This is a genomic window from Verrucomicrobiota bacterium, from assembly GCA_027622555.1.
Taxonomy (GTDB): Bacteria; Verrucomicrobiota; Verrucomicrobiia; order Opitutales; family UBA2995; genus UBA2995.
In genome coordinates, this window is sequence record JAQBYJ010000002.1 from 99,126 (window position 1) to 125,638 (window position 26,513).

19 protein-coding genes are annotated in these 26,513 nt (G+C 46.9%); 14 read left to right on the top strand and 5 right to left on the bottom strand.

Features of this window, described 5'->3' with window-relative positions; all coding sequences use genetic code 11:
* Positions 1-89: 89 nt before the first annotated feature.
* Complete coding sequence (gene dinB, locus O3C43_01145; GenBank protein ID MDA1065085.1) at positions 90-1,148, bottom strand: DNA polymerase IV; 1,059 nt, start codon at positions 1,146-1,148, stop codon at positions 90-92.
* 103 nt (positions 1,149-1,251) lie between these two features.
* On the opposite strand from dinB, the gene O3C43_01150 reads away from it, so the two are divergent.
* From O3C43_01150 to O3C43_01215, 14 genes are all read left to right on the top strand, one after another.
* Positions 1,252-1,911: an ankyrin repeat domain-containing protein gene (locus tag O3C43_01150; GenBank protein MDA1065086.1), complete on the top strand. Its 660-nt coding sequence runs from the start codon at positions 1,252-1,254 to the stop codon at positions 1,909-1,911.
* A gap of 88 nt (positions 1,912-1,999) precedes the next feature.
* A complete protein-coding gene (locus O3C43_01155) occupies positions 2,000-5,227 on the top strand; it encodes a hypothetical protein (GenBank protein MDA1065087.1) in 3,228 nt (1,075 codons plus the stop codon).
* A 211-nt stretch (positions 5,228-5,438) separates the two neighbouring features.
* Entirely contained in the window at positions 5,439-6,131 is a 693-nt protein-coding gene (locus O3C43_01160; GenBank protein ID MDA1065088.1) for a methyltransferase domain-containing protein, read from the top strand.
* A 1-nt stretch (position 6,132) separates the two neighbouring features.
* Positions 6,133-7,383: an NAD(P)/FAD-dependent oxidoreductase gene (locus tag O3C43_01165; GenBank protein MDA1065089.1), complete on the top strand. Its 1,251-nt coding sequence runs from the start codon at positions 6,133-6,135 to the stop codon at positions 7,381-7,383.
* Between the two features lie 76 nt (positions 7,384-7,459).
* Complete coding sequence (locus O3C43_01170) at positions 7,460-9,964, top strand: DUF1592 domain-containing protein (GenBank protein MDA1065090.1); 2,505 nt, start codon at positions 7,460-7,462, stop codon at positions 9,962-9,964.
* Positions 9,965-9,967: 3 nt separating this feature from the next.
* On the top strand, positions 9,968-11,344 hold the full coding sequence (locus tag O3C43_01175; protein ID MDA1065091.1) for a DUF1552 domain-containing protein: 1,377 nt from the start codon (positions 9,968-9,970) through the stop codon (positions 11,342-11,344).
* A 17-nt stretch (positions 11,345-11,361) separates the two neighbouring features.
* Positions 11,362-11,835, top strand: coding sequence for a thioredoxin-dependent thiol peroxidase (gene bcp, locus O3C43_01180; GenBank protein MDA1065092.1), 474 nt, complete (start codon positions 11,362-11,364; stop codon positions 11,833-11,835).
* Positions 11,836-11,978: 143 nt separating this feature from the next.
* On the top strand, positions 11,979-13,808 hold the full coding sequence (locus O3C43_01185) for a PilT/PilU family type 4a pilus ATPase (GenBank protein ID MDA1065093.1): 1,830 nt from the start codon (positions 11,979-11,981) through the stop codon (positions 13,806-13,808).
* A gap of 2 nt (positions 13,809-13,810) precedes the next feature.
* A complete protein-coding gene (locus O3C43_01190) occupies positions 13,811-14,869 on the top strand; it encodes a PilT/PilU family type 4a pilus ATPase (GenBank protein ID MDA1065094.1) in 1,059 nt (352 codons plus the stop codon).
* Positions 14,870-14,906: 37 nt separating this feature from the next.
* A complete protein-coding gene (locus O3C43_01195; GenBank protein ID MDA1065095.1) occupies positions 14,907-16,499 on the top strand; it encodes a gamma-glutamyltransferase family protein in 1,593 nt (530 codons plus the stop codon).
* Positions 16,500-16,593: 94 nt separating this feature from the next.
* Positions 16,594-18,012 (top strand): MFS transporter, encoded by a 1,419-nt coding sequence (locus O3C43_01200; protein MDA1065096.1) that lies wholly within the window; start codon positions 16,594-16,596, stop codon positions 18,010-18,012.
* A 199-nt stretch (positions 18,013-18,211) separates the two neighbouring features.
* The gene (locus O3C43_01205) at positions 18,212-21,391 is read left to right on the top strand and encodes a DUF748 domain-containing protein (protein MDA1065097.1); all 3,180 of its coding nucleotides are present in this window, start codon (positions 18,212-18,214) and stop codon (positions 21,389-21,391) included.
* Between the two features lie 172 nt (positions 21,392-21,563).
* On the top strand, positions 21,564-21,821 hold the full coding sequence (locus tag O3C43_01210; protein ID MDA1065098.1) for a type II toxin-antitoxin system Phd/YefM family antitoxin: 258 nt from the start codon (positions 21,564-21,566) through the stop codon (positions 21,819-21,821).
* Complete coding sequence (locus tag O3C43_01215; GenBank protein ID MDA1065099.1) at positions 21,809-22,258, top strand: type II toxin-antitoxin system RelE/ParE family toxin; 450 nt, start codon at positions 21,809-21,811, stop codon at positions 22,256-22,258. Before O3C43_01210 ends, O3C43_01215 begins: the two co-directional genes overlap by 13 nt.
* Here O3C43_01215 and O3C43_01220 read toward each other — a convergent pair.
* From O3C43_01220 to O3C43_01235, 4 genes are read right to left on the bottom strand one after another with little or no spacing between them, the layout of a single operon-like run.
* On the bottom strand, positions 22,169-23,965 hold the full coding sequence (locus O3C43_01220) for a dihydroxy-acid dehydratase (protein ID MDA1065100.1): 1,797 nt from the start codon (positions 23,963-23,965) through the stop codon (positions 22,169-22,171). The two genes, O3C43_01215 and O3C43_01220, sit on opposite strands and share 90 nt — an antisense overlap.
* Before the next feature lie 57 nt (positions 23,966-24,022).
* The gene (locus O3C43_01225; GenBank protein MDA1065101.1) at positions 24,023-24,457 is read right to left on the bottom strand and encodes a DUF5069 domain-containing protein; all 435 of its coding nucleotides are present in this window, start codon (positions 24,455-24,457) and stop codon (positions 24,023-24,025) included.
* 32 nt (positions 24,458-24,489) lie between these two features.
* Entirely contained in the window at positions 24,490-25,683 is a 1,194-nt protein-coding gene (locus O3C43_01230; GenBank protein MDA1065102.1) for an ABC transporter permease, read from the bottom strand.
* Positions 25,680-26,450: an ATP-binding cassette domain-containing protein gene (locus tag O3C43_01235; protein ID MDA1065103.1), complete on the bottom strand. Its 771-nt coding sequence runs from the start codon at positions 26,448-26,450 to the stop codon at positions 25,680-25,682. Before O3C43_01235 ends, O3C43_01230 begins: the two co-directional genes overlap by 4 nt.
* Positions 26,451-26,513: the final 63 nt, after the last annotated feature.

Here is a 26,513-nt window from a genome sequence, read left to right on the forward strand (position 1 = left end):
GGTGAGACCAAGTCAGCCGACGGAATTAGGATAGCAATTGAAAAAAGTCATTGAAAGGCCGTTTCCTCAATTAACTTCACGAATACTCCTTAACGGTCGAACATTTCCAACTGACGGTCGTCCATCCTGGAAGGTTCTTCAAATTTCACTCCAACTCCCAGAAGTCGAACAGGCTCTGAGCTCCTTCCAAAAGCTTCTTCCAATAGCGGGATGTAGGTCTGCAAAGAAACGTCGCTTCCGATTCGTTCTTTGGTCGTGGTTGTAAAATCTCCAAATTTCAATTTCAGAAACACTTTATAGACTCGATCCTTCATACTGGCTTTGTCCAGGTCTCCCTTCAGTTCATCGACCAATTCGGGCAATTCGTCGAGACATGCCTGTAGCGAATCGAGATCATCCGAAAAGGTTGTTTCATTACTCATAGATTTTCGTAAGCGTGTCGCTTCGACAGGACGATCATCCTGACCGCGGCACAGCTTATACATTTCCGTTCCCCAGGTGGGACCGAAATGACGCAGAAGCTCGCCCAAAGGAGCTTCTCTTAATTGACCACAAGTTTCAAATCCGAGGGAATGTAGGCGAGCTGCTGATTTCGGACCCACGCCATGTAACTTCCGTACAGGAAGGTCAGTCATGAAAGCTTCGATCTCTTCAGGTAACACGGCAAACTGTCCGTTTGGTTTTTTCCAATCACTTGCGATTTTCGCCAGCATTTTGTTGCACGAAATACCTGCACTGGCCGTGAGCTGTGTCTCATCCCAAATCTTCTTTCTAATTTCTTTGGCAATTTGCCAGGCATACTCCTCACGATGCGTAACATCCAAATAAGCTTCATCCAACGACAGCGGTTCGATGAGCGCCGTGTAGCGTTTGAATATCGAACGAATTTTGGCTGACTCTGCTCGATAAGCAGAAAAACGAATGGGTTTGATGATAAGGTGAGGACAAAGTTTCATGGCCGTATAGACGGGCATGGCGGAACGACAACCAAACTTACGCGCTTCGTAATTGCAGGTCGTCAGAACACTCCGCCCACCAGCACCCCCAACTCCAACCGGTTTATCAGCTACAGAAGGATCATCGCGACATTCCACCGCAGCGTAAAAACAATCCATATCAATATGGATAATCTTCCGCATGGGGTGAATGGTTTCGTTTGCAGTTTCCTCTTTCAACTCGGTCTTGATCTTTAAGGTCAAGCCTGTCAGCCATCCTAAACGGCACAAGTTATTCCTAGTTCCGAATTATCCTATGTTCTACCGACCCAACAAAGCATTCAAAATCAGCAACTCTCTGCTCATACTTCTCACAATCCAATTGGCGCTTCTCAGCGGTTGCGGCAAGAGTGAATCGAAAAATCCGCAGATGGAGAATGTTGAAACCAAGACTCTGGTAAAAAAGCCGCCAGTACAAACTTCCAACAAAATTGCCATCCCATTCGATATCGCGGTTCAAGCGGCGCTCGAAGGTCATACGGCAACGGTTCAACAAGCACTCGATACCGGTACGAATCCGAATCAATTGGATGAAAATGGTCGAAACATGCTCATGGTCGCCTCGTTCAACGGGCATAAAGACATCATGGAAATGTTAATTAAAGCTGGCACCACGATCGACACCCAGGACGTGGCTGGCAGAACCGCACTGATGTTTGCCTCAACCGGCAAGGACATGGACACGATCAGTTTACTCCTGAAACACGGTGCCAAGGTCAACCTGGTTGATAGAGAAGAGCACTGGTCCCCTCTGATGTTTGCCGCAGCTGAAGGAAATATAGAGGTTGTCCAACTTCTTTTGGATAATGGTGCCGATATCACACACGTCGATATCGACGGTGAATCTTCCGAATTGTTTGCCAGAAACAATGGTCATACAGATGTGGCAGATTTATTGAAGAATTTGATAAAATAGCCCGATCGGTAAAGAAATACCTAGGGTGAAGAACTCAGGGGGGTAACGTAATCGGATTCGCTGATTTTATTATCCTACCTGATCTCAAATGCCTTGGACGTGTACCAAACCAAACTTCTTTTCTACCAGACTTGCTGGTTCCATTCTTGTTTGGCTGTGCGTTTCCGTGCCACTACTGGCTGCCGAAACCAGCAAAGTCTACTTTCTCGGAAATTCATTTACCTGGGATACACAGCCCAACAATATTTCGACCGCCACAACCCTACCGGATGGTATTGAGCAGGAAATCGGCTGGGGCATCTACAGTGGTAAGTCGCTTACTTACATTGTAGAGAATCCTGAGGAATCAGTCAAAGAAGTCGGATTGGTCGCCTATGATTATTACCCTGACCCAAACCACTCAGGCAATTTTGAAACAGATCTACCTAATAATCATTGGGACATGATCAGTATGCAACCGCACACCTATGGAGGTGGCTTGTTTATCGAAACAGAAATCGCAGCCGCAAAAACGGTGATTGATACCGCCAGGCAAAACCCAGCCAACACATGCACAACTTTTTTCATTTTGGGTCCATGGGCATTTAAGGAAAGCCCAGACAAAAGTGGTGCGCGGACTTACTCAGGCAACTGGCTGAGTGGCTATTCCCAGAATAGACTAGATGAGGGTAGACTTCCAAATGTTCGCCAAGCCTTTCGCGGTCTCTTCCTGGATCGAATAAAAGCTGAGAACCCGGAAGCCACCGTGAATTGGATTCCAATTGGCGAGGTTCTATATCGTCTCGATCAAGAGTTACAGGCAGGTAAATTTGAAGGCCTATCGGGATCCTGGGATCTATTCGACCCAGCCGGAGTCCACTTGGCCGATACCAATGATGACGGCATTGCTGGCCGCTATATTGCACATATTACAACTTTAAGCACCCTTTGGTCAAAAAATCCTACAAGCATTATTACAAAGTATGAAGGGGTGATTGACCCAGGGTTTAAGGCTTTGGTCGATGAAGTCGTTTGGAGCACCGTTCAGGAGTTTCTGCCGACCTATGCCGTGTGTGAAAGCGCTGGAAATCCAAATTTGATTCCCCACCCTGGATTACCTGGTGCATTGCTTAAAAGCCCGTTGTATAAGGTCGGCGTGAAACTCTCCGATTCGGAAGAATTTCTGGAATCCGAAACCATGGAGTACGCAACCAACTTCGGAGATGATCCAATTATCAATGATCCCTATAACATTGATGACCTGGACGATCGTGAAGCACTGGCAGACGCATCGCATTGGACAAGCATAAGCTACGGCAACAATGGATATGTGGTAGATTTTGAAATTTCTTTTTTAACCGAATATCCCATTGAAACAATTGAAGTATTTCCCGGTAGATATGAAATTCAACCATCCATTAAAGACGGGAAAGCTTACTTCAGTCTACAAGCTGCCAGCAGGTACCTGTATTTGGTAATTAATGACAATAAAGAGCAGCCCCTTTTTTTATTTGTCGACCCGCTTGAAACGAATCCACCAAAAGATGGTGACGAAGGTGTGCTCTTTTACGGACCAGGCATTCATGACATTGGAATAAACTTCGCGATACCAGAAAGCATCAACACAGTTTATATCGATTTAGGAGCTTATGTCCGTGGCTCTTTTTACGCGAATGGACGGTCAAATATTACCGTGCGGGGCCGAGGCACTTTATCCGGGGAAACCCACGGCTTTGACTCGGAGGTGAACGCAGCCATTTTTTTTGATGGGAATGGCACCAATCAGCAGATTGAAGGCATCACTTCGATTCGGCCAATAAAAAGTCATATTATTTCCAAGGGGACACTTCACACCAGAAACGTGAAATGCTTTTCTTACAATTTAGGAAGCGATGGAATTGAAGCTGGGATAAATTCGGTAACCGAAGATTGTTTTTTTAAAGTGAACGGTGACATCGTCAAACTGTACAACGACAATCAGGTGGTTCGCGACCTTGTCGTCTATCACCAAACCAACGGTCCCGTTTTCCAATTTGGTCGATCCAATCAAAGCTCACAAAATAGTTTGATCGAGAGAATTGATGTCGTCGAAGACAATGCGTTTGGCACAAGCGTAAATGGACACGCAATTTTAGAGTGGTCCCACAACAACCATTCCGGTGGAGAACAAAGAGGACACATTTTCGAAGACTTCAGATTTGAGAATGGGATAAATCAATTGATTCACATCAACATCGATGAAGCGGCGGGATCGCTCGATATCATTTGCCGAAACTGGTCGATCAAGGAAGTAGAAGATTCCAGCGATTTATTGGCGCTCTCTCCAGGAAGTATAAAAATCGAATTTGAGAACGTGGTCGTTGGCGAGCAGCACATCGAAAATAACGACTTCGAAAACTCAGGCTCAAGTGATTTACAATTAAGCTTTCAGCCATTGCTACAAGGCGACGAACCGGAAATAACCTTACAGCCTTCGGGACTTTTGGTTGAGCCGGAACAAGACCTGACCTTAAATGCCGAAGCCACAGGAGCGGGAGCTCTCAACTTTCAATGGTTTAAGGACGGCATCCCATTGCCTTCAGCTACATCAGCTTTTTTTGAATTCCGAAATATAGCTTCCTCCGCCGAGGGGGAGTACTCAGTAGAAGTAAGCAATAAATTTGGAACAAGCGTCAGCAAAGCAGCGGTTGTTTCATTTAGCCAATTAAGTCAAAACCTCACATTCGACGCATTGCCTAACATTTCTCCGTACGGTGAATCAGTAGTGGAACTCGCAGCAGAATCCTCGTCAGGACTAGAGCCTACCTACGAAGTTATCGAAGGACCGGCAACCATTGACGGAAAGGTTGTTACATTAACTGGTTATGGTCTGATCACCATCCGAGTGTCGCAATCAGGAAACGATCTTTACGCAGAAGCATCCAACCAAGAACGATCCTTCAATGCACTTTCACCTTTTAATTGGTGGCGAATCCAGCAGCTTGGACCCGATACTGATATCGAATATTCGGCAGGCATGGAGGACCCAGACAAAGATGCACTCTCGAATATCTTCGAATATTTCCTGGGCACCTCCCCGACCGTATACGATAACACCTCCATCTTTCAGCCGCTGGACGACTCAGTTGATTTCGATATCCAAACCATTCAAAGAGTCACCTCAATCGATGGTTTAAATGTTAAGATTGAAGCTTCCAACAATATGGTCAGTTGGTTTCCAATCGACAAAGATTGGCTTGATATTTCTGAAACTCCGGAAGGTAATTTAGTCTACAAGCTAAAAACCAAAAGCCTTCCTCCTACAACATTTGTCAGGCTTCGCCTGGAATCCATTTAAAAAACGGACCGTAGTTATAGGACAATGAGCTTTGACCAACGCAATCCAGGTTAAGGTTTCGACAATAAAGGCTTAATAAATCCCTGGCTTGTCATAAGCGAAACCTCACGGATTCAGGAGATCGATTAAAAATTGGAACGGTACCAAAAAATTCATTTCAACAAATACTTTTTGCTTAACAGTCAGGTTAATCGGACTAGGTTCCTCATCTATGAAGTGGAGAAGCATAATTGGAATTATACTGATTGGAACCCTGAGCATCCCAGCCTTCGCGCAAAAAGAAAGCGTGAATCCTGGGATAAATGCCTCCTACTTGAAGGAAGGCCTAATCATCGAGGAGTGGATTGAACGATTGGAAGCCGAAGGCCGGGAAGTATTCGATAACCGCGAGGCGATTGTGAATGCTCTGGGACTAAAACCCGGCATGAGCATGGTCGATGTGGGAACAGGTACGGGCGCACACCTCCCCTACCTCTCAGCCAAAGTCCAATCCAGCGGCACGGTTTACGCCGTCGATATTGTTCCAGAATTCCTGGAACATATTGACAAACAAATCGAGGCCAACGGCTGGAAGAACATCGAAACAGTCCAATGCACCGAGCGCTCAATTGAGGTGCCGGATAATTCAGTCGATCTCGCTTTAATCTGCAATGTGTACCACCACTTTGAGTACCCAAGTGACTCATTGGCATCCATTCACAAGGCACTTCGAAAGGGAGGCAGAATTGCGCTGATCGATTTTAAACGTATTCCGGGAGTGAGCACGGATTGGATACTAAGTCACATGCGGGCCGGGCAAGAGGTGTTTGAAAACGAAATAAAGGAAGCGGGTTTCAAAAAGACAGGTGAAGTGGATTATTTCTTGACCGACAACTATATGGTCATTTTCGAAAAGATTGAGTAGCTTGACCCAGAAGACAGAAAAGCTTTGGGACTTGGTCGTCATAGGTGGAGGGGCCGCTGGTTTCTTTGGTGCTCTTGCCGCGGCTGAATCTGCGGATAAACCGATGAAGGTGCTCATCCTTGAAAAGTCCCCTAACCTTCTGGGGAAAGTGCGAATTTCGGGAGGCGGACGATGCAATCTAACGCATGCCTGCTTTGAACCCAGAACATTTGCGACGCATTTCCCCCGAGGCGAAAAAGCACTCATCGGTCCTTTAAACCGTTGGAGCGCTCAAGATACGATCGACTGGTTTGAAAATCATGGCGTCCAATTGAAAAGAGAAGCCGACGGCAGGATGTTTCCCACTTCAGACAAATCCCAAACAATTATCGACTGCCTTATGGATGCGGCCCAAGCTGCTGGCGTAACCATCTGGACTAAGGCACAAGCAACATCCATCACGCACGAATCCCAACCAAGCGACCTATTCAGCCTCCAACTGGCTGGCGGGACAACCGTCCTCACCAAACAGCTACTCATGGCCACAGGAGGAACGAGATCTGCCGATACCAAAAAATTAATTCATAGCCTGGGGCACACGACTCAGCCAGCAGTTCCTTCGCTATTCACTTTCAACATTCCCGGACAGGCATTGAAGGAGCTGGCCGGATTGTCGGTGGCAAAAGCAGTTCTGAGGGTTCCGGATCTCGAATTGAATTCCACGGGACCATTACTGGTCACTCATTGGGGTCTGAGCGGTCCGGCTGTTTTAAAATTATCCGCATGGGGAGCCCGGGCACTCCATGGCGTCGACTATCAATTTACCCTACACGTAAACTGGCTTCCCGAACCCAATATTCAAAACACTTTTGACCAATTACGTGCTTCTCATGGCAAACGCCTGATCTGCTCTCGCTCGCCATTTACTGAAATTCCCCGTCGACTCTGGGAACGACTCGTAAACTTGAGCGAAATTCCTGACACCGTTGGCTGGGCTCAGCTTTCCAAACCTCTAGAACGAGTTCTGTTGGAAATCCTCCAAAATTCAACTTTTGAGGTTCGTGGCAAAAGTTTAAACAAGGAGGAATTTGTAACCTGCGGCGGTGTAAACCTTGATGAAGTGAATCTGCGGACAATGGAAAGTCGCAAGATTCCTGGATTATTTTTCGCTGGGGAAGTGCTGGATGTGGATGGAATAACAGGTGGATTTAACTTTCAAAACGCCTGGACCACCGGTTACCTGGCCGGAACAGCAATTTCGATGGGTAAATGATTGTTTTTGTTTGATGGTTACCGGTCTTGTCCAATAGGTATTAAATGGTTCCCTAAACCTATCCTTATATTTAACGGTGAAACGTTTTTCCCTAATCAGTTATTTTCTGTTCGGCAGCAGTTTTTTCTTTGCTGGTCTATCTCTCACAGCAAACGAAGAAACCTTTAATTCCTTCCTTAAAAAGGCTGAGCCTATTCTGGACAACTATTGCTACGATTGCCATGGACTTGGGGTCAGCGAGGGGGATGTCACTTTGGATGAGTTTAATCCTGAGACAATAAGTGACACGGATCTCTGGCTACGGGTTTTGAAAAACAGCCGGGCTCACATAATGCCACCACATGAAGAAGCTCAACCGACCGAGGAGGAACGAAATATTTTGGCTGACTGGATCAAATCAGGGCCTTTCGGAATTGATTCTAAAAACCCGGATCCGGGAAGAATGACGGTCCAGCGTCTAAATCGTATAGAGTATCAAAATACGATAAACGATCTTTTTGGGATCGAATTTAACACGCTCGACATTTTTCCCGCCGATGATTCAGGCGAAGGTTTCGATAATATTGGAGACGTCTTAACAATCTCTCCAATGCTATTGGAAAAATACCTGGATGCTGCCAATGCGATCGTGGCAAAAGCGGTTCCAATCCAGTCCCTGGTAATGCCTGAGAGAAAATGGACCAAAAAGTCTTTGGTAAACCTGTTTTCGCCTGCTCCTCCAATCGACAAGGACGAGGAAAACCTGCAGTTGTCTTTTTACGAACCATCCACTAGAACAGCCAATTTCCAGTTGGAGGTTGCCGGAAATTATCAATTCGTTGTTAGAATAAAACCAAAGAGTTTTTCATCCTTCAACGGATTTGATTACAACGAATGCCGTTTCACTTTCCAAGCAGATGGGAACACTCTGATTAATCAAACATTCGCTTATACTTCAGGAAAGATTCACGAATTTGTTTTTGATACTAACTGGGGCGTGGGTACGCATTCTCTTTCTGCTTCTGTTGAACCGCTGACAGACCTGGAAAAAGTTAAAAAGCTGAAAATGGAAATCGAAGAAATAATAATTCGAGGACCTGACAGCCCTAAACACTGGTCGGCACCCGATAACTACGAAGCCTATTTCCCCGAAGGAATCCCTGCGGGTAAGTCAAAACGGAAAAGCTACACTCACCAGCTCTTATCCAGGTTCGCGACAAAAGCTTACCGACGTCCAGTAGACAATACCACCATCAACAAACTAGTCTCATTGGCCGAATCCATCTCAGCGCAGAAAGGCAAGACTTACGAAGAAGGTATTGCCCAGGCAATGGTAGCCATACTGGCATCGCCACGTTTCATATTTCGAGAGGAAGACCTGAATAAAAAATCAAGAGATGAAACACACGCCTTCATTGATGAGTACGCCCTGGCCTCGAGGCTCTCTTACTTTCTCTGGTCAACCATGCCGGACGATGAGTTGTTTGAATTAGCAGAACAAGGTAACCTACGGGAAAACCTGGAATCACAAATTGAACGCATGATGACCGATAAGCGGTTTGATAGATTCATCGAAAATTTCGGAGGCCAGTGGCTTCACTCCCGGGACATCCAAGGTGTCAATATAAGCGATTACGACGTCTGGCTCCGGGATAATCCGAATCCGGTATTACGGGAAGCAAGAGCCGAATATCAGATCGTTCGTGAGATTCCCGAATTTACAAGAACTCCAGAGCAACAGGAAACCTACCGGCGAACGCGTGAGCTCGTAACAGCCAGCTACGATCTCGAACGTCCCGATTGGAGCGGTCCATTAAGAAGGGCCATGCAACTGGAGACAGAAGAATATTTCAAATACATCATTAAGGAGGACAGAAACGTGTTAGAATTGCTCGATAGCGATTACACCTTTCTCAACGAGCTTCTTGCCAAGCATTATGGAATAGAAGGCGTGGAAGGTTCAAAGACCAGAAAAGTTCAATTAGCATCCGATAGCCCAAGGGGCGGAATTCTGACACAAGGCACCATCCTGGCGTTTACTTCGAACCCAACCCGAACATCTCCGGTTAAACGCGGTGTATTTATACTGGAAAACATTCTTGGGACACCTCCTGCTCCGCCTCCTCCCGATATTCCTGCTCTTGAAGATGTGGCGAGTAAGGAAAAAATTTCCGCCATGAGCCTGCGTGAAATACTGGCCCTACACAGGGAAGAACCATTGTGTAGCTCCTGTCATAATCGTATGGACCCTCTCGGATTAGCACTGGAAAATTTCAATGCCATGGGCATGTGGCGCGATCAAGAACTCGAAATACCCATAGATAGCGAAGGAATTCTCATTACTGGCGAGAGATTTTCAAGCATTCAGGAAATGAAACACATCCTTGCCAACGACCGAAAACGTGATTTTTATTACTGCATGAGTGAAAAACTGCTTACCTATGCCTTAGGTCGCGGCACTGAATATTACGATACAATAACCATCGATTATCTGGTAAACGAATTAGAAAAAAATGATGGCCGTCCATCTGCATTATTGATGGCGGTTATAAAATCTGTTCCATTTCAAAAACGAAGACACCCTGATTTTAGCCCCAACTAAATTATGTCACGCTCACTTACTTCAAATAACGCCCTAAGCCGGAGGCACTTCCTAAAGGGCCTCGGAGCTGCAATTGCGGTACCGTCCTTTCATTCACTTCTTCCGGGAAATTTATTGGCAAATGAATCACTGCGCCATGGAGCGACGACCGCAACTGGTGCACCGTTGAGAACAGCCTTTGTCACATTTCCAAACGGCTCAATTCCGGCCACATGGTGGCCGGAGGGTTCAACAACAGACTTCAGGTTTGGCCAAACACTACAACCATTAGAGACCCTGAAACATTCCCTCCAAGTCATACAGGGGCTTGACCATCAGCATGCGACAGGTGCCAAAGACGGTGCCGGAGATCACGCTCGTGGTAATAGTGTATTCCTTACAGGAGTGCGTTTGAAAAAGAGCGCAACAGACATTCGGGCTGGAGTTTCAATTGATCAGGCAATTGCGAGAGAGGTGGGGATCGAAACCCGCTTTCCTTCCATGGAGCTCTCCTGTGACGCGGCACGTGCTTCCGGCAGTTGTGATTCGGGTTACTCCTGTGCTTATCAATACAACGTGTCCTGGAAGACCCCGACTACTCCTATGGCGCCAGAGTCAAATCCCAGAAAAGTGTTTGAGCGACTATTCGGGGAAGGATCCCATGGTGAACGAGCGGCCAACGCTCAACGACGGATGATCAATCGTCGATCCATTCTCGATTTCGTTATCGATGATGCAGAACGCATGCAAAAACGTCTTGGCGTTAACGATAAAGACAAGCTCGACCAGTATTTGACGGGTGTTCGTGAGGTGGAAACCAGAATCGAACAAATGGAAAAATTGGGACCTAATTTCGATCCTAATATTCCAACACCGGATGGTATTCCATACAGCCATGGAGAACACATCGCCATCATGTACGAAATGATGTTGCTCGCTTTCCAAACTGATTCCACACGCATCGCTACTCTGATCCTTGCCCATGATGGGGATAACCGTTCACACGAAGAAATTGGAATCACCGAAGGCCATCACGAGTTAACTCATCACCGGGATAAACAAGATCGCATCGACAAGGTAGCCCTCATCGATCGTTGGTATGTCGAACAATTTGCCCAATTTTTAAGCCGACTGGATGAAGTCCAGGATGTGGACGGAAATACCATACTTCACAATTCAATGATCGTTTACGGAAGTGGGAATGCTGATGGCAATAGACATACGCACCACAACCTCCCCATCCTATTGGCAGGTCACGGAGGAGGAGAATTAAACCCAGGACGTTTTGTTCAAAATGGTTCTAAGCCGGCAACCAATCTATTCCTCAGCCTTGCGGATAAAATGGGGGTCAAAAACTTGCCAAGTTTCGGAGATTCTACTGGACGTCTTACCAGCATCTAGAGAAGTTTGACTGTCTTATGGCAGTACTCGAATTAACACTCAAAGAGGGCGACAAAGCCCCTTCCTTTACCGCAACAACCAACGGCGGAAATACTGTTTCCCTCCAGGATTATGCTGGAAAACATGTGGTTCTTTATTTCTACCCCAAAGATGATACCCCAGGTTGTACGGTAGAGGCCTGCGGATTTCGCGATGCATGGAAGAAGTATGAGGACAAAGGAGCAGTCGTTCTTGGAGTGAGTGTAGACTCGGTAAAGAAGCACGACAAGTTTATCGAAAAGTTCTCCCTGCCCTTCATCTTGATTGCAGACGAAGATAAAAAAATAGTCGAAGACTACGGTGTGTGGGGATTGAAACAATTTATGGGTCGTGAATACATGGGCATTCACCGCGTCACCTTCCTCATCGGTCCCGATGGAACGATCACGCATATTTGGTCTAAAGTGAACCCCGAGGTCCACGCAGAAGAGGTTTTGGCAGCGATCATGTAGTGTCAATCACACGTAATTCGCTTCCTTTGTTAAAAGCGGGTTAATCACTCAAAGCACCACCGGTAAAGTATTTAAGGAATAGGACGGCACTTCCACGGTTTGAGGACAATATCACTCCATAACTCAAACATCCTTAAAATACCTTGAAACTTGAAGTTCAATGGCTCGCGTACTTGGCCAATGAAGCTGGCATCCTTGACTCAGCAAAATGCCTCGTACTTAAACATGCGCTTGGGCCTGAAGCTGAGCTGTTGGCGTTTGGAGAAAAACTGATTGATCGAGGTTATTGCACCGACGTTGACACACTACAAAATCTTATCGAAGAGGCCCATGCTAAAGGAGAAGCAGGAGCCCAAGTTCCGAACGATCCATTCGAAATTCTTCAGTCAACTTCAAAACGCACTTTCGGCAGGAGAAGTCCGGATGCGGATGCACCAAGTCCATTACGCCTTTCTTCAACCAGTTCATCAACCATACAAGACTCCCCGCTTACAACGAGTATACCGAGCCAGGGTTCTCCCAAGCCATGGAAACCTTCAGACGGACGACGCACCCTAACAACAGACAACCCGTTTGGCAGGACTGGAACTAATTCTCACACTGAAATCCGCGAAGCCAAACTGGCGCCAATTTCTTTTCCGAATCCGGAGGCGCAACCTGCACATATCCCGTCACTCAGATCCAATTCAGGCCGGGTCCAGGATGAACCCGACGCCCTCCCAACAATCCAAGCACAACCAGCGCCACAAGCATCGGTAGTTGCTGCGTCCACCCCGGTTCGGTCAGAACACGCACCCAATCTTACGAAAGAACGCCCCGAAGTATCCTTGGAAGTTGAAGATGAGTGGCCAGGTTTCGAAAAGATTGCGTCATTTTCTGAACAAGAAGCCCGTCAATGCATGGTCCAGCTTCTGCTAAAAAGCCAATGCGAAGGAGCAAGTGACCTTCACTTATGCGCTGACGCTTGTCCCTTTATCCGACACAATCGGGAAGTCGTTTATCTCGGTGACCACGTATTGAGTGCCGAAGAAGCCAAAAAACTTAACCTGGCACTCCTATCAGAATTTCAACTGGACTTTTTCAATAAGAATCACGACCTGGATTACGCTTTATCGTTCAATACCCACCTGCGTTACCGGGTTAACTTGATGCTTCATAAAGATGGTTTGTCAGGTACCTACCGTCTCGTTCCCAACCAAATTCGAAGCTTGGAAGAATTGGGATTTCATGAAGCAGACAATATCCGGAAACTGCTTACCTACCACAATGGTTTGATTATGGTCACTGGCCCTATGGGTTCCGGTAAAACGGCAACGCTTGCAGCTTTGATCGATGAAATTAACAGAACGCGTCAAGACCATCTAATCACCGTCGAATCGCCTATCGAAATAGTGCAGCACTCTGATCAATGCCAAATCACCCAACGTGAGGTAGGCAGCCATACCAATACCTTTCACAGTGCATTGAAGGGTGCGCTTCGGCAAGATCCGGATATCATTGTTATCGGAGAAATGCGCGATCTTGAAACGGTTGAAATGGCGATCAGCGCTTCAGAAACAGGTCACCTTGTAATCGGCACCATGCATACCAGTGATGCTGCCAACACGCTAAATCGTTTGCTCGATGTATTTCCAGCAGCCCAACAAACACAAATCAGATCGATGGTAGCGGAAAGTTTGAAAGGTATCATTTGCCAAAGACTCCTACCCGCTGCCGATGGAGGTGTCGAAATGGCTTATGAGCTTTTGCTTAATTGCGCGGCGGTTGGAAACCTCATTCGAACCAACAAAGCAGACGGACTTTCCAACGTTATAGAAACGGGCCGCAAACAAGGGATGATCCTTATGGACAAATCAATTTTTGCTCTCTGGGAAGCCAAACGCATTTCCGATGAAGTCGCTTTGGCCAACCTTGTTAGCAGGCCTATGAAACAACATATTCTCTCCGGCGGACAAGTGGAGGTCGAAGTATAATCATGCCTATTCTCGATAGATATTTGACGAAGATGTTAGACATGGATGGGTCTGACTTGCACCTGGCCGTAGGATTGCCACCAAGAATCAGGGCATCCGGTTCTATCATGGATATGGAGGATGAGCCAGAACTCGATCAAGAATCTTTGGAAGAAATGCTTCAGGAAATTTGTAACGAAACTCGCTGGAATCATTTTCAGGAAAATCGTGATCTCGATTTGGCTCACGAAATTCCAGGCCTTGCTCGTTTTCGTGGAAGTTTTTTATACAATCAATGGGGACCAGGTGCCGTTTTCCGGCAGATCCCTGCTGAGATTCTATCTTTTGATAAACTCAACCTTCCAGTCGTGTTAAAGGAGGTCTGCGCCTACCAGGAAGGTCTGGTCTTGGTTACTGGACCAACCGGTAGTGGTAAATCGACGACGATGGCAGCGATGCTGGACTATATAAATGATAATTTCCAGAAGCACATTATCACCATCGAAGATCCTATAGAATTTGTTCATCCCAAGAAAAACTGTGTGATAGTTCACCGGGAAGTGGGAGAACACAGCCACTCGTTTGCCAACGCACTCAAGAGCTCCATGCGGGGCGATCCGGATATCATTTTATTAGGGGAAATGAGGGAACTCGAAACCATTCAACTGGCGCTGAGTTGTGCATCGATGGGCATGCTTGTTTTTGGAACTCTCCATACCAACAATGCTCCGAAAACAGTCGATCGAATTATTGATGCTTTCCCGGCGGAAGAACAAAATCAAATCCGCACCATGCTGGCCAGTTGCTTGCGGGGAGTGGTCTCCCAATTACTCTGCAAAAAGATTGGAGGAGGACGAGTCGCGGTTAATGAAATACTTCTGAAACACGATGCATTGCCTAATTGCATCCGAAGTGGAAAGATCAGCAACATCCGTGGAATTATCGAGAGCAGTATGGCTGAGGGCATGACCACCATGGATGCATCCTTGATGGCTCAACTGAAAAAAGGGGCTATCTCGGGTCACGAGGCTTACATGAAAGCGGCCGATAAGAATCAATTCGAAGCATACAAAAATACCTAGGATTGTATCCGCTCAGGAAACTGCTAAAGTTCCCCGCATGCTCCAATCACCTTCCTGGCAAAACCCGACAACACCCCACCCTGATCTGGTTTATGGAAACAACGTAATTGCGACCTCGGAACCCCATGCCACTGATGCCGCAATCGATGTATTTCGCAAAGGAGGTAACGCAGTTGATGCAGCTCTGGCCGCAGCGATAACCCTGACGGTTACCGAACCGTGCTCGAATGGTATCGGTGGAGACGGATTTGCGATTGTGGCTCAAGGCGGAAAACTCTTCGGATTGAATGCCTGTGGAAAATCTCCACTTTCCTGGAAAAGAGACTATTTTAATCAATTCGATTCGATGCCCGAACGAGGCTGGGACTCGGTTACAACTCCCGGAGCTGTCAGTCAATGGGTTGCCTTACATGATCGCTTTGGAAAGCTTCCCTTTAAAAAACTGTTTCAGGCCGCCATATATCATGCACGAAACGGATTCTCATTAGGAGCTCAAGTAGCCAACGGGTTCAAAGCAGCCAGGGAAACCTTTACTGATTATCCTGATTTTGTGAAAACATGGTTGCCCGAGGGATTTGAACCCATTCAAGACGCTGTATTTAAAAATCCGGCACAAGCCGATACGCTGGAAGAAATTGCAGCTACAAAGGGAGCATCTTTTTACCAGGGCGAAATCGCCAACAAAATAGTGGCGCACGCTCAATCAACCGGGGGTTGGTTGAGCACTGAGGACCTTGCAACTCATCAAGCAGTTTGGGTGGACCCCATTTCCACAAGGTATCGATCCTGCGATGTACACGAAATCCCTCCCAATGGACAAGGCCTGGTTGCGTTGATCGCTTTGGGAATACTCGATCAATTTCCTCTCGACAAATGGGATCCCGATTCCGCCGACTCCATCCATGTAAAGATTGAGGCGATCAAGGTGGGTTTTGCCGAAGCATCTCAACACATCTGCGACCCGGATCATTGGAATAACGCAACCTACGGGGTGTTGGAAAAAAGCTACCTGGAAGAGCGCGCCAGAAACATGGATATGAACCATGCGGTCATACCGGAAGCCACCACGTTCCACGATCATGGCACTGTCTATCTTTCTGCGGCCGATGATTCGGGTACGATGGTTTCGTTAATTCAATCCAACTTCATGGGATTCGGTTCAGGAATCGTCATTCCCAAAACCGGCATCTCAATGCAGAACCGAGGACATGGATTTTCGCTGGCTTCGGGACACCCGAACGAAGTTGCTCCAGGAAAACGTCCCTTCCATACCATTATTCCTGCCATGGTTACGAAATCCGGAAATCCCTTATTTTCGTTTGGTGTAATGGGCGGTCACATGCAACCGCAGGGCCACGTGCAAGTTCTCACCCGGATCCTCGACAATCATTGGAATCCCCAAAGCTCTTCAAACGCACCCCGTTGGTTTGTCACCCCTGACTTTGAATTGATCTTCGAACCGGGTTTCGACAGCAAAACCATTGATGAAATGCGCCACCGCGGACATAGGGTTGTCGCAAACCACATTACTGGCTTATTCGGCGGATATCAAGGGATTTTCAAGTTAGACCAAGGCTACTGCGCCAGCAGTGACAAGCGAAAGGACGGTCATGCAGCCGCCTTTGATTAAATGAAAACTTGTCGATCCACGAGACTTTCAGATAAGGCCTTTTACTGAGCTGAAATTTCTGCTCTCATTGTCAATCTACTCCAACCCAAACCATATGACCCAACAATCTGACTCTCTAGTTATTCGAACCAAACTCGCAACGATGATGTTTCTCCAGTTTTTTATCTGGGGAGCATGGTATGTCACTGCCCCAAATTACTTGGGCAAGATAGGGTTTACAGGGAACGACTTTGGTTGGACTTATTCGGTCGGCCCAATCGCTGGGATGATTTCTCCGTTTTTTGTCGGGATGATCGCCGACCGATTCTTTTCAGCACAGAAAGTCATGGGCGTTCTCCATTTGCTGGGAGGAGGAATCATGTATTACGCAGCAACCCAAATGGCCTCGGGCAGTACACCGGGAACGATTAACATACTCATTGCCGGTCACATGCTGACTTATTATCCAACGATCGCGTTGAGCAATACGATCGCGATGAAAACTATGGCAAACCCTGAAAAGGAATTTCCAATAATCCGCGTATTTGGAACCATAGGTTGGATTGCTGCTGCATTTGTTTTATCCATAATGGGATGGGGAACTACGGTCAGTATGTTTCACTTGACCGCCACAGCTGCCCTTGTTCTTGGAGTTATAAGTTTTATTCTTCCAAATACTCCTCCTTCAACAAACAAGGAAATATCGATTAAGGAAGTCATTGGATGGGATGCACTAGTTTTGCTCAAAGACCGATCTTACTTAATCTTCATAGTTTGCTCTATGCTAATATGCATTCCTCTTGCCTTCTATTACCAAATAGCAAGTCGAGTTATTGAAATGTCTGATTTTGGAGGTTTTGGATTCATTCAAACATTAAAGGAATTACTGAGAATGGGGGATGTCATTGGTGCCACAATGGCATTAGGCCAAGTCTCCGAAATACTATTTATGCTACTAATGCCATTTGCATTTAAACGCTTTGGATTAAAATGGATGCTTCTTATCGGAATGTCGGCTTGGGTGTTGCGGTATGCATTATTTGCTTTCGGTGCTCCAGATCAAATCAGATGGATGATACTCGCCGGAGTTATTCTGCATGGAGTGTGTTATGATTTCTTTTTTGTCACTGGTCAAATCTACACTAACCGCGTCGCTAACCCTCGAATACGGGCACAAGCTCAAGGACTCCTGGTTTTCTTCACCCTTGGATTGGGATTATTTATCGGCGCAAAGGTAGCAGGAGCAATTGAAACAAAATACACGCCCGCCGCAAGTTTGGAGGCTGCTTCTCAGGTTCAATTAATAGAGAGTCAAACTAGTGAATTGAAGGAGCAAATTGCCAGTTCTAGCTCAGATGCATTAATTTCTCAGCTTGAAGTCTTGGAAACGAGAAAGGCTGAATACCGCCAAACTCAACTTGCCACCATGAATTGGAAAATGATCTGGGGTATCCCAGCTATCATGGCCCTGGCTGTAATGGTGTTCTTCGGTTTAATTTTCAAAGAGCCTAAAGACGCCGAACAGGAAGCCTGAGACTTCGATTCGTTTCACGAATTTAAGCTCATACTTGAAAGGGACGAGAGCATTTCGAGAATTTCGAGTGTGTAGTCGGCTTGCGAGCGGACAACAGCTTCTGCGTACGAAACAGGTTGTTCAGAAAATTAGCAAAAAACTAAGAAAACAGGGGCACTTTTCGATTTAAAACCTACTCTGAGTAGAGAGATTATTTATCATGGCATCCATAAAAAAACTATTTTTCGCGAACCGGATTCGCACGAGTTTAACCATCATAACCTTTCTGGTGGGTCTGTATGCGCTGGCTGGTTTCATAATTGTTCCGTGGTTGGCTAGACCAAAAATCGAGGAGGCAGTGACCGAGCTGACAAATCGTGAAACGTCCCTGGAGAAGCTGCAGCTCAACCCATTCACTTTCTCGGGGACATTAAGCCATTTTACTATTACGGACACAGATAGCGAAACATTGCTTTCATTCGACCGAGCTTATGGAAACCTACAGCTTCTGTCGTTCCTGTTTCGTGGAGAAATTCATTTCAAGGAGTTGGATCTCACAAAACCATACTTTCGCTTACAGGTTGAGGCGAATGGTTCGCTTAATATTGCCGATATTATCAATCAGATAACTGCTTTGGATACAGCTGAGGCAGATCCTGAAGCGAAATCCAAAGCGGTTAAGGTTAACCTCCTCAAGGTAAACGAGGGCTCCATTTCAGTCACGGATCTTTCATTGTCGGTTCCGTTTAGTTCAATCATTTCGCCAATCAATTTCGACATCACTGGATTTCACACTTCGGGAGAGTCAGACGCCCCCTATGCATTCTCTGCGACCTCCGAATCGGGCGAGTCATTTTCCTGGAAAGGCTTCGTGGCCCTTGAACCTGTCCGATCAAAAGGCTCCTTTGAGGTTAAGGGATTTTCGATGCCCAAATACGAACCTTTTTACGATATCGTGCTCCAGACTGACATTATTGATGGCACGATCGGCGTGACTGGAAGTTATGAATATCGCTCCGGCCAAAACAGTATCATGCAGCTTATAAACGCAGGCGTGACTATTGAAAACGTAGAGGTCGCAAAAGGAAGTGACCAAAGCCCAGTCATGTCACTGCAAAGTGGATTAATCTCAGGTGTCAACATGGACTACATGACTCAGGCATTGAGCGTCGAATCGGTTGAGTTCATAGGTGGAACACTTTTTGCCAAGCGTCTGGAAGATGGCGAAATTGATTTACTGGCACTGTTAAAAGAAAGCCCTGCCTCCACCTCACCAACGGATTCCGAAACACCATCCACAGCAGAAGCGTTACCTGCGCCGAATTATCAAATTAAAAAATTAAGTCTGGAAGGGTTTTCAATTAACATAACCGACGAAGCGGTACCAGGCACTGCCAGCTTCGCCTTGGACGATGCGAAAATTCTCGCAACGGATATCAGCAGTGAAGCGGGATCTCAACTAGGGTTAAACCTGGGAGCAACAGTCCGTTCAGGTGGAATTATTGGAGTCAAAGGTTCGATCGGACTGCAACCAATGGGTGGAAACTTTGAAATAGCACTGACCGAACTAGCCCTTGAAGTCGGAAATCCCTACATCGCAGAGTTTGCTGAGATTCAACTCGCAAGTGGCTATTTGAGCGTTCTGGGAAATTCCGAAATCAACCTGGTAGACGACAAGCCTAAAGGGGGTTTCCAAGGTAAAGTGGAACTCGCTGACTTGAAGGTCATTGAAAAAGAGTTCGGGCAGGATTTGGCATCATTGACCGGGCTAATTATTGAAGGCATCGAGGCAGAGCTAGACCCCATGTCGGTCAAAATTGAAGGGATCACTTTGAGGGATCTTCGCGCGACGATACAAATTAATGAGGATGGGAGCATCAATCTGATGCAGGCTTTGGGTATCGGGAGCGAAGTGGCTGAAAATGCGGTTAATCCCGAAGAAGCCAAAGAACCTGATCCCGCTGAAGAGATCATCCCCTTCCCCATTTCAATCGGCTCGATTACCCTGGAAAACATGGGCGCGATTTTGACCGACAGATCCATTTCACCAACTGTGAGCTTAAGCTTGGAAACCTTATCCGGAACAATATCCGGACTATCATCGGAAGAACTTGCCCGGGCGGATCTCGATCTTATTGGCACGCTAACGGGCGGTACCCAATTGGCTGTGACCGGTAAAATTAATCCATTGATTGAAGATCGTTACAGCGATGTGGAAATGTCCTTCAAGGATTTTAACCTGACAGCGGTCAGCCCTTATTCTGGTAAATATGCGGGCTACGCGCTGAACAAAGGAAAACTTTCATTCGATCTGAAATACAAAATTTCGCAGTCCGAACTTACCGGTGAAAATGTGATGATCATTGATCAACTCACCCTCGGCGATAAAGTTGAAAGCGAAGACGCCCTCAAACTTCCTATCCCTCTGGCAATTTCATTGATGAAGGATCGCAACGGTGTCATCGAAATCGATGTTCCCGTGTCCGGTAACCTCAATGACCCGGAGTTTGGATTCGGTCGAGTAATTAGCCGAGCCATTGTTAACATCATAACAAAACTTATAACCTCCCCCTTTTCTATGCTGGGTGGCCTCATTCCCGGAGGCAAGGATGTCGATTTGAGCATGGTAAGCTTTAATCCGGCTGCCACCGAGTTTGATGACGATAGCATTAAAAAGCTCGGGATGTTGGCAGACGCATTGAAAGAACGGCCCAATCTAAGTCTAGAAATTGCAGGAGGCGCAGGTGGATCGGCAGAAGTGAACCGTTTAATGTCGGAACAACTCACTGGGAAATTGAAGAGCTTGCGGTGGCGTGAATTAAAAGAAGCCGGGAATTCATCGGTTACGCTCGAGGAAGTTGCCTTAACTCAAGGAGATCACGACCGGCTGATTGGCCTTTCATTCAATCTCTTGTTTCCAGAAGAAGCGGTTGATTTGACTTCTGAGGCACCGACAAAAAAAACGATTAGCAAACCTGTAAAACCAATACCCGTAGCAACCACAGAAACCAAACCAAAAGAAGAAGAAGAAACTGGAGGAATTGCTGGATTCTTTCGTAAAATATTTTCGACCCAACCAACGAGCTCTCCAAAAGAAGTGGCGACAAGTGAACCCGAGTCAATCGCCTCCCAGGCTGAAGCTACTACCATTGTGGAAGCGGCGGAGGTAGAAAAACCGATGCTCACAGTAGCTCAAATGGAGGCGAGAATACTTGATACAATCGAAGTGAGTGAAGAAGACCTTAACAAGCTGGCTGATGCCCGTGCTGAAAGCGTACGTGCCTTCCTTGAAACAACCGGTGAGATTTCCACAAATCGATTATTCATAGTTGAGCCAGAGGACCCGACATCCGTTAACGCTCAATCAGGAGAACCCAAAGTCATCTTCAATTTGGAGTAAGGATCTAATCACCCAAAAACTTATAATCCTTTGATATCCTGATCTAATAAAGAAAAGGAAGTATTCGAAGCCGACTTAAGAAATGCGGACAAGCCACATTCCTAGTCGCGAAGAGCCTCGCCGTAAGAAAAATAAAATTGACCTCGAAATAAGTATCACTAAAGTATCACTTATGAAAGTCGAACTTGTCACTAGCCTCAAACGCCGTGCTACCCAAATCATCAAGGAATTGAAGAAGGACAACGAACCGATCCTGATCACGGAACACGGCAAGCCGGCAGCTTACCTGGTCGATGTGGATTCCTTTGAGGCTATCTCGAAGCGTACCCAATTACTTGAAGGATTGGCTCGGGGGGAGGCTGCGATTCAAGATGGAAGAGTAGTTCCTCACAGTGAAGCAAAAATAAGGATGAGTCGATGGCTCAAGTAGTTTGGGCTGAGCCAGCACTTCAGGACTTGGATGCTATTGCAGATTACATTGCACTGGATGATCCAACCGCAGCGACAGGCCTGGTAAGAAAAGTATTTGAGAGAGTCGACCAACTTGTCAGTTTTCCGGAAACGGGAACTCATCCGAGAGAGCTGAAAGGAACTCCGTATAGAAAGCTGACGGTGAGACCCGTTCTGATCTACTACAGGCTCGAAAATCAAAAAGTAATAATCGTCCATGTCGTAAGGGGAGAACGTAAATTCAGCCTAAACCGTTTTGAAGACCCTGCGGTTTTCAAACTTTCCCTTCAGTCATCGATCCCGTGGCAAACACAGGAAATAACAAGTTTAATCTTCTCTTGGCCACCAAAGTGCGCCTTCGGCGAGTGGCCGAACGATTTGGGCTGCTATGCGCATTGGCCCACGAGGCAGCTCTAGTTTGGGGCGTTTCCATTGCTCCGAGCGGCGTTGCATTTCATCGGGGCTGACATGAACCAATAGGGTTTCTTTATCTCCATCCAAACTTACCATATCCCCGTTTTCAATGAGCGCAATGGGGCCGCCGATCCAGGCTTCTGGTTCCACATGAACAACCAGGGTACCGCGCGAAACTCCTGATAGGCGTCCATCGGTTACTACCGCGATAGTCGAGTCATTTCCCATTCCGGATAATGAAGCGGTGAGGCGTAGCAATTCCGGACAGCCCACTGAAACTCCCTGATAACGTAAAACGATTACATCACCAGTTACAATTTTCTTATCCAGCACCGCTGAGACCGCTTCACCTTCATGATCGAAGACACGGGCAGGACCTTGCATGCTCCGCGTCTTGGCATTGAGTTTAAAGACACAACCCAGGGTAGCGATGCTTGATGTGGTATCAGTCGATTTATCGCCGGCTACAATACAAAGAGAAGACTTTGGTTTCAGGGGTGTTTCCACGGAGCGAATAACTTCGTTGTCGGGATCTTTGAACTCCGGTAACGGCGTATCGGCCAGAAGCTCATTTAACGAATATCCATAAATAGTTCCGGCAGTTTCATCTATTAGGCCTACCTCCGTCATGTAACGGGCAAGGGGTGCGAATCCTCCTTCTTTTTCGAAGAGGTCCACCATAACATATTTCCCGGACGGCATGAGATTCAATAGCACCGGCGTATCAGAGGTGGATCGAATATCTTCCAAATTGAACGGCACTCCAAAGCCTTCTGCGATAGCGGGTAAATGAATCACGGCGTTGGTGCTCCCTCCAATGGCATGAAGCATTATAGCAGCGTTTTTAAACGACCTGGCATCGACCGCATCGCCCACTACCCTGCCCTCATCGATCATTGTCATCAAACAATCGGCGGCTTCACGCGCTTCAACCAATTTCTGGGGACAAATAGTCTTATGATCGGTATCCATCGCCGGGGTACTAGCACTTGAGAAAATAGAAATACCGAGTGTACTTCCCAGGCAGGCCATGGTGTTGGATGTGGCCATGATACCGCAACCTCCGGGGGAAGGTAAGGAGCGAAATAAAATGTCGTCGTGCTCAGCCTGATCGATCTTGCCAGCCGCCATCATTCCGGCCGCTTCATTGGCCGTTTCAATGTGAGCCGATCGGCCACTCAAGGTACAACCGGCACGTATGGTTCCCCCGTGAATTAAAACAACCGGGAGCTCTTTCAACCATGAAGCGGCCAATAGGCCTCCGGCTACGGTTTTATCGCATCCGGTAACAATGATCACTGCATCGGCACAGTTTATTTCAGTCTGCTGAACAATCGACGATGCAAATATCTCTCTTGAAAATAACGAGTAGCCCATTGCACCGAGCCGGGGCTCTTCCTTGTATTCATGTCCCATGCAAATCGCATCGGTCACTGCAGCAACCGGTTCAATAGCAGCTAGCACCTTGCGACTTTTCCAGAGATGTGAGGCCATCTCCTCAGCCAACTGGCGATGATGCAGGTTGCACAGATTCGTTTCGCCACCACCATAAGTAATCAGAACAGTGGGACCAGTGTAATCGGGAGTGTATTCACTTTCCTGACCACCACGGAAATCCGTTTTTATGGCTTGGCGCATCCAACCATGCCACATGGCGGCTGGACACCCACCGATATCACGAAAAAAATCGCTGCGCTGTTTCTTGCTCATAATTTGAAAAACGTTGGGGTAATAAATGGGGTAAAAAACCAGGAAGGTCAGGCGTTCCTAATCGATACGTCCTTCATCATACTCGATCATATCGGCAAAGGATTTGATATCCATTCTTTCGGAGACGCCCATAAGATCGCGAGATTTCTGAAGCGCAATTTGTCCTTCCTTACTCATACCCATTTGAACCACTTTCCGGTTCCAAATATGAGGCTGAGTATCCTGAGGAAGAATCGCTTTGAGCCGAGTGGTAATCTCTTTGTCAGAGGCTGATGTTTTGACAATTTTAACCACCTCATTCGGATCCACCCCCAGGTGCAAACAAAGAAAACCGTCGAACCCGCGTTTAAAGTTTCGTTGATAACCTGGAGGAAGCTCGTCTTTAAGGTGCAGACGAATCTTCGCGATAAAACGCGGCAGGTGTAGAAGGCCGAATGCCGGGTGCGGATAGTAAGGCGAAGGAAGATCGGCGGTATCGTCTGGATCTCTCATAAACGAGTTATTAAGCAGTCTTAAAAAGCAGGTTAGGAACGAAAGAGAATGCTTTCCCGCCCAGCCAGCTTGGTGCAAGCCACAAATCCAATCGAAGCAAAGGCAATAAGAGAAATATACACCACCAGCACAGGTCCCCAAGGTATGTTGCCTGAGAAAATTGCCTTGGAAGCCAATGAGATATTCAGGATGGGAACCATCGCCGTAACATAGGTCAGCTTCATCCAGGGCATCATACCAAACAGCAATGGAAATACGATCACCGCCACCATGGGAGAAACAATGCTCTGAGCTTCTTTGAAGCTCTTGGCAAAGAAAGAAAGGGTCAAAAGGAAGGATGCAAAGAAAACGGTGAGAGGCAGGAGCAAAGAGAAAAAGAGCAGAATATTCAGTGGATTGAGCATCGGTCCAATTGAGGAGGAAATTTTCCCCAACATCGGACCCATGGACACCAAGGCAATGGCCATACTCGTAACCGATAAACTTGCAGCAAATAATCCCGAGCACACGATGAGCATTAGCTTACCCATAATTATTTGTACTAAAGGTGCGGATGCGGTAAGCAGGGTTTCCAACGTACCTCGTTCTTTTTCGCCGGCTCCCAAATCGATGGCCGGGTACATAGCACCTGTAAAACAGAGCATAATAAATATGTATGGAATTAACCCGCCGATGGCCTCACCGACCTGCTCCTGCTCCGTAGCCGTGTCCTTGAACTCGATATTGACAGGATTAATAAAGTCCAAGGTGTAACCAAGCTCCTGCACCCTCGCCTCCCTGACTTCGTCACGATAATCATTTACGAGACTATTGATTCGCCCGCGCATAATCCCACCATTTCCGGTAGATCGGTAGTGAAGCGTCATTTTGCCAGCGCTCTTGCTCGAAATATTTTCGTCGAACGCGGAATCAAAGACGATAATCGCGTCGGTCTTGGTAGTTTCGATCAAGTCAAAGGGGTCTATCCCCTCCTCCAGCTCAGTGACCGTGAAGCCTTCTTTCTCCTTCAAAGCGGTGACCAGAGAATTATCAGGAACGGGCTGCACCAGGCCAATATGCACCTGTTTCTCTTGAGCCTTTTTAGTTTCTTTGATCGCAAAAAAACCAATACCTCCGAACAGGACCGGGAAAATTACCATGGGAATAACAATCATGGCGATGATGGATCTCCGATCGCGAATCGTATCCAATCCTTCCTTTTTGAAAACTGCCCAGATTATTTTCATGGTGCGTCCTCCAGGATTGATATGAAGGCGTCTTCCAAGGTGTGCTGCCCGAACCGGGATTTGAAATTTTCAAAGGAATCGTTGTAGCACAGCTTACCATTGTGGATGACTCCCAAGTCGTCGCTGAGCAGACTCACTTCTCCCATAATATGAGTTGAGAAAATAACGGTTTTTCCCGCGGTCCGACATTCCCGGATCCACTCGATGATGGTGCGGGAGGTTAGCACATCCAAGCCATTGGTTGGCTCGTCAAAAATAATTACCTCCGGATCGTGCATGAGCGTGCGGGCAATCGAAACACGCTGTTTCTGTCCCATGGACAACTTGCCAACGCGACGATCGGCAAATTCGCCGATATTGAGACGTTCGATTAATTCATCCACACGACTGCGAATCGTGGAGGACTCCACCTGATGGAGTTCGCCAAAATACTTCAATGTTTCCCGTGGCGTCAAACGATCATAGAGTCCGGTGGAACCGGTAAGAAACCCTAGTTTTGACCGAGCTTTACGAGGATCCTTGGTGATATCGATTCCCGCAACGATAACCGTACCTTCAGACGGCTTGAGCATGCTCGCTATTATCCGTAGGACCGTTGTTTTACCTGCACCATTGGGGCCAAGCAAAGTGTAGACCCGTCCTGGTTGGCAGGTAAAACTTACTCGATCGAGCGCATGAAACGTCGTCTTGGGAGCTGTCCGATAAATTTTTTGTTTCTTAGTGTCGGACTTCTTGAAAATCTTGGAAATACCTTCTACTTGGATCATGTGGGAGGAAGGGACTGAGGTTTGGTGTTAAAGATCAAAATGCAACGGAGAAATTATTGCTAA